Origin of the sequence: Saccharopolyspora sp. 6V, from assembly GCF_020176785.1 — a bacterium.
In the GTDB taxonomy this organism is placed as follows: domain Bacteria; phylum Actinomycetota; class Actinomycetes; order Mycobacteriales; family Pseudonocardiaceae; genus Saccharopolyspora_C; species Saccharopolyspora_C gregorii.
In genome coordinates this window covers 22026-28812 of record NZ_JAIUKB010000149.1, presented here as the reverse complement: position 1 = coordinate 28812, position 6787 = coordinate 22026, and the positions used below count along the sequence as shown (strand labels likewise).

Here is a 6787-nt window from a genome sequence, read left to right as displayed (position 1 = left end):
CCCCCGGGCGGCCCGCCGCCCCCGCCGGATCACCGGGCGCCAACCGGCCGGAGGGGTTCGCCACCGCGGGCCGCCGCCTGCTCGGGCTGCTGCGGCCCGAACGCCCGCTGCTGGTCGCGGTGCTGGTGCTGGCCGTGGTGAGCGTGCTGCTCAGCGTCCTCGGACCCCGCTACCTCGGGAAGGCCACCGACCTCGTCGTCGCGGGCGGGGTCGGTGGTGGCGGCGTCGACTTCGGCGCCGTCGGCACCGTGCTGCTGGTGGCGCTGGGGGTGTACCTCGGCTCCTGGCTGTTCGGCGTCGCCCAAGCCCGGCTGATCAACGGCGCCGTGCAGCGCACCGCCAGCCGGTTGCGCCGCGACGCGGAGGAGAAGCTGGCGAAGCTGCCGGTGAGCCACTTCGACCGCCAGTCCCGCGGCGAGGTGCTCAGCCGGGTCACCAACGACATCGACAACGTCGGGCAGTCGCTGCAGCAGACGTTCTCGCAGGTGATCACCTCGGTGCTGACCATCCTCGGCGTGCTGGCCGTGATGTTCTTCATCTCCCCGCTGCTGGCGGTGTTCGCCCTGGTCAGCATCCCGATCTCGGCGCTGGTCACCATCCTGATCGGCAAGCGCGCGCAGCCGCAGTTCGCGGCGCAGTGGAAGAGCACCGGCGAGCTCAACGGGCACGTCGAGGAGATGTACACCGGGCACGCCACCATCAAGGCGTTCGGCCGCGGCCGCGAAGCCGCCGAGATCTTCCGGCAGCGCAACGAGGCGCTGACCAAGGCCTCGTTCCGCGCGCAGTTCCTGTCCGGCGTGATCCAGCCGAGCATGATGTTCCTGAGCAACCTGAACTACCTGCTCGTCGCCGTCGTCGGCGCGCTGCGGGTGTCGGCCGGGGCGTTGACCATCGGTGACGTGCAGGCGTTCGTGCAGTACTCGCGGCAGTTCAGCCAGCCGCTCACCCAGGTCGCGAGCATGGCGAACCTGGTGCAGTCCGGCCTGGCCTCCGCCGAACGGGTCTTCGCGCTGCTCGACGCGCCCGAGCAGGACCCGTCCCCGGACCTGGCGCCGAAGACCGAACGCCCTCGGGGCCGCGTCGAGTTCGAGCACGTCGCGTTCCGCTACGACCCGGCCGAACCGCTGATCGAGGACCTGTCGCTGGTCGCCGAACCCGGTGCCACCGTCGCCATCGTCGGTCCCACCGGCGCGGGCAAGTCCACGCTGGTCAACCTGCTGATGCGGTTCTACGAGATCACCGGTGGCCGGATCACCCTCGACGGCGAGGACACCAGCGCCATGTCCCGGGAACGGCTGCGCGCCGCCACCGGCATGGTGCTGCAGGACACCTGGCTGTTCGGCGGCACCATCGCGGAGAACATCGCCTACGGCAAGCAGAACGCCACCCGCGAGGAGGTCGTGGCCGCCGCGAAGGCCGCGCACGTCGACCACTTCGCCCGCAGCCTCCCGGACGGCTACGACACCGTCATCGACGACGAGGGTACCGGGGTCAGCGCGGGGGAGAAGCAGCTGATCACCATCGCTCGCGCGTTCCTCGCGGACCCGGCGATCCTCATCCTCGACGAGGCGACCAGCTCGGTGGACACCCGCACCGAGGCCCTGATCCAGCGCGCCATGGCCACGCTGCGGACCGGCCGCACCGCGTTCGTCATCGCGCACCGGCTGTCGACCATCCGCGACGCCGATGTGATCCTGGTGATGGAGCGCGGCGCCATCGTCGAGCAGGGCACCCACGACGAACTGGTCGCGGCGGGCGGCGCCTACGCGCGGCTGCACCGGGCCCAGTTCACCGGTCCGGCCGAAGTGGACTGACGCACCGACGGGAGGGTCATGAGCAGTGCGGGGATCGTCGACGAGCCGGTGCTCATCACCGGTGGCGGGCGCGGGCTCGGGGCCGCCCTGGTGCGGGCGTTCGCCGAGCAGGGCGCCCGCGTCCTGATCGACTACCGGCGCAGCCGGGACGCGGCGGAGGAGCTCGCCGCGAGCATCGGCTCGGACCGGGCGCTGGCCGTGCGGGCCGACGTCACCGACGAGCGGCAGGTCGCCGACCTGTTCACCGCCGGCCGGGAGCACTTCGGCGCGCCGGTGGGGACCGTGGTGAACAACGCGCTCGCCGACTTCTCCTTCAACGGCGACCAGCGCTCCCCGGCGGACCGGATCCGCTGGGACGAGTTCGCCGCGCAGTTCGACGGCACGGTCCGGGGCGCGCTGCACGTCGCCCAGGCCGCGCTGCCGGGGATGCGGGAACGCGGCGGCGGCCGGATCGTCAACATCGGCACCAACCTGTTCCAGCACCCCGTGGTGCCCTACCACGACTACACGGCGGGCAAGGCCGCGCTGCTGTCGCTGACCCGCACCCTCGCCGCCGACCTCGGCCCGGACGGGATCCTGGTGAACATGGTCTCCGGCGGGCTGCTGCGCACCACCGACGCCAGCGCCGCCACGCCCGCCGCGGTCTTCGACGGGATCGCCGCGAGCACCCCGCTGCGGCGGGTCGTCACCCCGGCGGAGTTCGCCGACGCGGTGCTGTTCTTCGCCTCCCGGTGGTCCCGCGCGGTCACCGGGCAGAACCTCGTCGTCGACGGCGGTCTCGTCAACGGCTGACGTCGCACCGGCTTCCGCCGCGAGGGCCGGTCACCCGGTGAACCAGGTGGGGACGAGGTGGCGGAAGCGGCCCGGCGGGAGGTTCCCGGCGCCCGAGGGGAGTGCGCCGACGACGGGGGCTCCGGTGACGCGGGGAAGTTCGGCGAGGTTGCACCGCTCGGCCTGGCCGAGCTCGGCGGGCACCGAACCGAGCACCAGGACGGGATCCAGGCCGCGGGAGCGCAGCGCGCCGACCGCGAGCTCGGTGTGGTTGAGCGTGCCCAGGCCCAGCCGGGTCACCAGCACCACCCGCACCGGGTGGTCCCGGGCGAGCTCGGCGGCCAGGTCCAGCACCGTGCCGCCCGCGGTGTCGAGGCGCACCAGCACCCCGCCGGCCCCTTCCACGATCACCTGGTCGCGCGCGCGGGCGAGCTCGCGGATGCGGTCGGCGTGCGCGGCCACCGGCGGGATCTCCGCGCCGCGCAACCGGGCCGCGGTGTCCGGTGCGAGCGGGTCGGCCAGCCGCACCAGCTCGGCGACCGCGCATCCGGCGAGCGCGCGCACCACGTCCACGTCCGGTTCGTCGGTGCCGACCCCGGTCTGCGCGGGTTTCACCACGAGCGTCCCCGGCCCGGAGCGGGCGGCGAGCGCCGCGGTCGTCACGGTCTTGCCGACCCCGGTGTCGGTCCCGGTCACCACGGTGATCACGCGGTCCGCCGCCCTGCCGCGCGCTGCTCGTCGACGACCCGGGCGAGCACGTCGACCGCGCGCGACCAGTCCGCGTCGTCGAGCGCGGCGGAGGTGGTGGCGCGCAGCCGGGACACCCCGTCCGGTACCGACGGCGGCCGGAAGCACCCGACGCGGACCCCGGCGGCCAGCACCGCGGCCTGCGCGGCGAGCGCGCACCGCGGCGACGGCATCGGCACCGACAGCACCGCGCCCGCCGAGGGCGGCACGCCGAGCCGCGCGGCCAGTTCCGCGCCCCGCCGGTGGACCAGCGACGGCAGCTCGGGCTCCCGCCGCAGCACGCGCAGCGCGGCCAGTGCCCCTGCCGTCGGCGCCGGTGCCAGCGCGGTGTCGAAGATGAACGGGCGGGCCCGGTTGACCAGGTGGTCGACCAGCGCGGCCGAGCCGAGCACCGCGCCGCCCATCGCGCCGAACGACTTGGACAGCGTCGCGGTCAGCACCACGTGCGGGTGCCCGGCCAGTCCGTGCGCGTGCACCAGTCCGCGCCCGCCGCTCCCGGCCACGCCGAGGCCGTGCGCCTCGTCGACGACGAGCAGCGCGTCGTGCTCGGCGCACACCGCGGCCAGTTCCGGCAGCGGCGCCGCGTCCCCCAGCACCGAGAAGATCGATTCGGTGAGCACCAGCGCCCGCCGCGACCCGGCCGCGGCCAGCGCCGCGCGGATCGCGGCCACGTCGTTGTGCGCCACCACCTCGATCGCCGCCCGGGACAGCCGCGCGGCGTCGATCAGCGAGGCGTGCGCGTGCGCGTCGGAGACGACCAGCGCGTCCTTCCCGGCCAGGGCGGTGACCGCGGCCAGGTTGGCCTGGTAGCCGGTGGAGAGCACCAGCGCCGATTCCCGGCCCGTGAAGCCGGCGAGCTCCCGTTCCAGTTCGGCGTGCAGCGTCGTGGTGCCGGTGACCAGCCGCGACGCGCCCGAGCCTGCGCCCCACTCCCAGCCGGCAGCGGCGGCGGCGCGCCGCACCTCCAGGTGGCGGCGCAGGCCCAGGTAGTCGTTGCCCGCGAGGTCCAGCAGCTCGTCGTCGGCCGGCCGCGGCCGCAGCTCGCGCTGCAACCCGGCGCGCTCCCGCTCGGCCCGCTGCGCGGCGAGCCAGCCGTCCCAGCCGCTCATCCCGCCTCCGCCGCGGCGGCGATGGCGGTGCACACGGCCGCGATGTCCGCGTCGTCGCACACGTACGGCGGCATGGTGTAGATCAGGTCCCGGAACGGCCGCAGCCACACCCCGTGCGCCAGCGCCGCCTCGGTCGCCCGCGCCACGTCCACCTGGTGGTCCAGCCGCACTACCCCGACCGCGCCCAGCACCCGCACCTCGGCGGCCGGAATCCGGTGCAGCGCCTGCAATCCCGCGCCGATCCGCCGCACCTGCGCCGACCAGTCCGAAGTGGACAGCAGGTCCAGGGAGGCGCAGGCGACCGCGCACGCCAGCGGGTTCCCCATGAACGTCGGGCCGTGCATGAGCGCCCCCGACTCGGAGGCGGACACGCCCCGCGCCACCTCGGTGGTGCACACCGCCGCGGCCAGCGACAGGTAGCCGCCGGTGAGCGCCTTGCCGACGCACACCACGTCCGGGCGCACCCCGGCGGCGTCGGCGCCGAAGAAGTGCCCGGTGCGCCCGAACCCGGTCGCGATCTCGTCGAAGATCAGCACGAGCCCGTGCTCGTCGGCGACCTCCCGGAACACCCGCAGGCAGGCGGGGGAGTACGGCCGCATCCCGCCCGCGCCCTGCAGCAGCGGTTCGACGACGAGCCCGGCGAGCCGGTCGGTGTGCTCGGCGGCGAGCGCCCGGAACCGCTGCGCCCACGCCGGAACCTCGGCGTCGTGATCCGGTGGCCGGTCGCCGAACACCTGCGGCGGCAGCAGCCCGGACCACATCGAGTGCATGCCGCCCACCGGATCGCACACGCTCATGCAGTCGAAGGTGTCTCCGTGGTAGCCGCCGCGGACGGTGAGGAACCGGTTCCGGCCGGGCCGCCCGGTGCCGCGCTGGTGCTGCAACGCCATCTTCATCGCCACTTCCACCGCCACCGAACCGGAATCGGCGAGGAAGACGTGGTCGAGCCCGGTGAGCTCCACGAGCCGTCCGGCGAGTTCGACCGCCGGTTCGTGGGTGAGGCCGCCGAACATGACGTGCGACATCCGATCGACCTGGCGGCGCACCGCCTCGTCCAGCACCGGGTGCCGGTAGCCGTGCACCGCCGACCACCAGGAGGACATCCCGTCCACCACCGGCCCGATCCCGTCCAGGGTGATCCTGCTGCCCGCCGCGCCGGTGACCAGCCGCGTCGGCGCCGGATCGGTCATCGAGGAGTACGGGTGCCACAGCTGCGCCCGGTCCTGCCGGAGCAGCGCGCCGCCGGCCGCGGTCACGCGTTCGGCAGCACGTCGGTGCCCGCGCCGCGGCGGCGGATCGCGGGTTCGGCCCGCTGCGCGAGGTCCTGCTCGGAACCGAGCACCACGAACCCGCCGTCGCGGATCAGCTCCAGGTCCCGTTCCGCCTCCTGCCCCTCGGAGGTCAGGTAGTCGCCGAGGAAGATCGAGTTCGCCAGGTGCAGCGCGATCGACTGCACCGACCGCAGGTGCAGCTCGCGGCCGCCCGCGATGCGGATCTCCCGGTCCGGGCACACGAACCGCGCCATCGCCAGCACCAGCAGGCAGCGGGTGGGGGTGAGGTCCCAGGTGTGCTGGAACGGGGTGCCGTCGAACGGGATCAGGAAGTTCACCGGGATCGAGTCGGAGTCCAGCTCGCGCAGCGCGAACAGCGCTTCGACCAGTTGCTCGTCGGTTTCGCCGAGCCCGGCGATCAGCCCGGAGCAGGGGGAGAGCCCGGCGTCCTTCGCGCGCTGCACGGTGTCGACCCGGTCGGCGTAGGTGTGGGTCTGCACGATCTCGGCGTGGTGGCTCTCGGCGGTGTTGATGTTGTGGTTGTAGGCGTCGACCCCGGCGTCCTTGAGCCGCTGCGCCTGGCCGTCCTTGAGCAGCCCGAGGCAGGCGCAGACCTCCACGTCCGGGTGCTGCCGCTTCAGCGCGCCCGCCAGGTCGGCGACCTTGTCGACGTCCCGGTCGGACGGTCCGCGCCCGGAGGCGACCAGGCACACCCGGCAGGCGCCGCCGTGCAGGCCCGCCGCGGCCTGGTCGAGCGCGGCGTCCTGGGACAGCCACGAGTACTTGAGGATGGGCGCGCTGGAACCGAGCGCCTGCGAGCAGTAGTTGCAGTTCTCCGGGCACAGCCCCGATTTCAGGTTCACCAGGTAGTTGACCTTCACGGTGTTGCCGAAGTGCGCGCGGCGCAGCCGGCCCGCGGCGGCCACCACGTGCAGCAGCTCGGCGTCGGCGGCGCGCAGCACCGCGAGCGCGTCGTCGGGGGTGGCCGGGCTGCCCGCGAGGATCGCGTCGGCGAGCCCATCGAAGTCGCTGGTCATCGCTGCTCCAGAGGTCGGCGACCTGAACACCGTTCAGG

Annotated in this window: 6 protein-coding genes; 2 read left to right on the top strand and 4 right to left on the bottom strand. The window is 74.1% G+C overall.

Going from position 1 to position 6787, the window contains the following annotated elements; translation table 11 throughout:
• The coding region (locus LCD35_RS25495) for an ABC transporter ATP-binding protein (protein ID WP_374108134.1) at positions 1–1814 on the top strand (1814 nt) is incomplete at its 5' end.
• 18 nt (positions 1815–1832) lie between these two features.
• On the top strand, positions 1833–2606 hold the full coding sequence (locus LCD35_RS25490; RefSeq protein ID WP_224962475.1) for a 3-oxoacyl-ACP reductase: 774 nt from the start codon (positions 1833–1835) through the stop codon (positions 2604–2606).
• Positions 2607–2636: 30 nt separating this feature from the next.
• Here the strand turns inward: LCD35_RS25490 and bioD are convergent, their stop codons facing one another.
• The 4 genes from bioD to bioB are packed head-to-tail and all read right to left on the bottom strand — an operon-like array spanning position 2637 to position 6749.
• Complete coding sequence (gene bioD / locus LCD35_RS25485; protein ID WP_224962473.1) at positions 2637–3281, bottom strand: dethiobiotin synthase; 645 nt, start codon at positions 3279–3281, stop codon at positions 2637–2639.
• An 8-nt stretch (positions 3282–3289) separates the two neighbouring features.
• On the bottom strand, positions 3290–4441 hold the full coding sequence (locus tag LCD35_RS25480; protein ID WP_224962471.1) for an 8-amino-7-oxononanoate synthase: 1152 nt from the start codon (positions 4439–4441) through the stop codon (positions 3290–3292).
• The gene (locus tag LCD35_RS25475) at positions 4438–5697 is read right to left on the bottom strand and encodes an adenosylmethionine--8-amino-7-oxononanoate transaminase (RefSeq protein ID WP_224968690.1); all 1260 of its coding nucleotides are present in this window, start codon (positions 5695–5697) and stop codon (positions 4438–4440) included. Before LCD35_RS25475 ends, LCD35_RS25480 begins: the two co-directional genes overlap by 4 nt.
• The gene (bioB, locus tag LCD35_RS25470) at positions 5694–6749 is read right to left on the bottom strand and encodes a biotin synthase BioB (RefSeq protein ID WP_224962467.1); all 1056 of its coding nucleotides are present in this window, start codon (positions 6747–6749) and stop codon (positions 5694–5696) included. The genes LCD35_RS25475 and bioB overlap by 4 nt, the downstream gene beginning before the upstream one ends.
• Positions 6750–6787: the final 38 nt, after the last annotated feature.

Bases quoted from the DNA above. Each gene is read 5' to 3' on its own strand.
- LCD35_RS25490 (WP_224962475.1), top strand. From the start codon at position 1,833: ATGAGCAGTGCGGGGATCGTCGACGAGCCGGTGCTCATCACCGGTGGC.
- LCD35_RS25480 (WP_224962471.1), bottom strand. From the start codon at position 4,441: ATGAGCGGCTGGGACGGCTGGCTCGCCGCGCAGCGGGCCGAGCGGGAG.
- bioB (WP_224962467.1), bottom strand. From the start codon at position 6,749: ATGACCAGCGACTTCGATGGGCTCGCCGACGCGATCCTCGCGGGCAGC.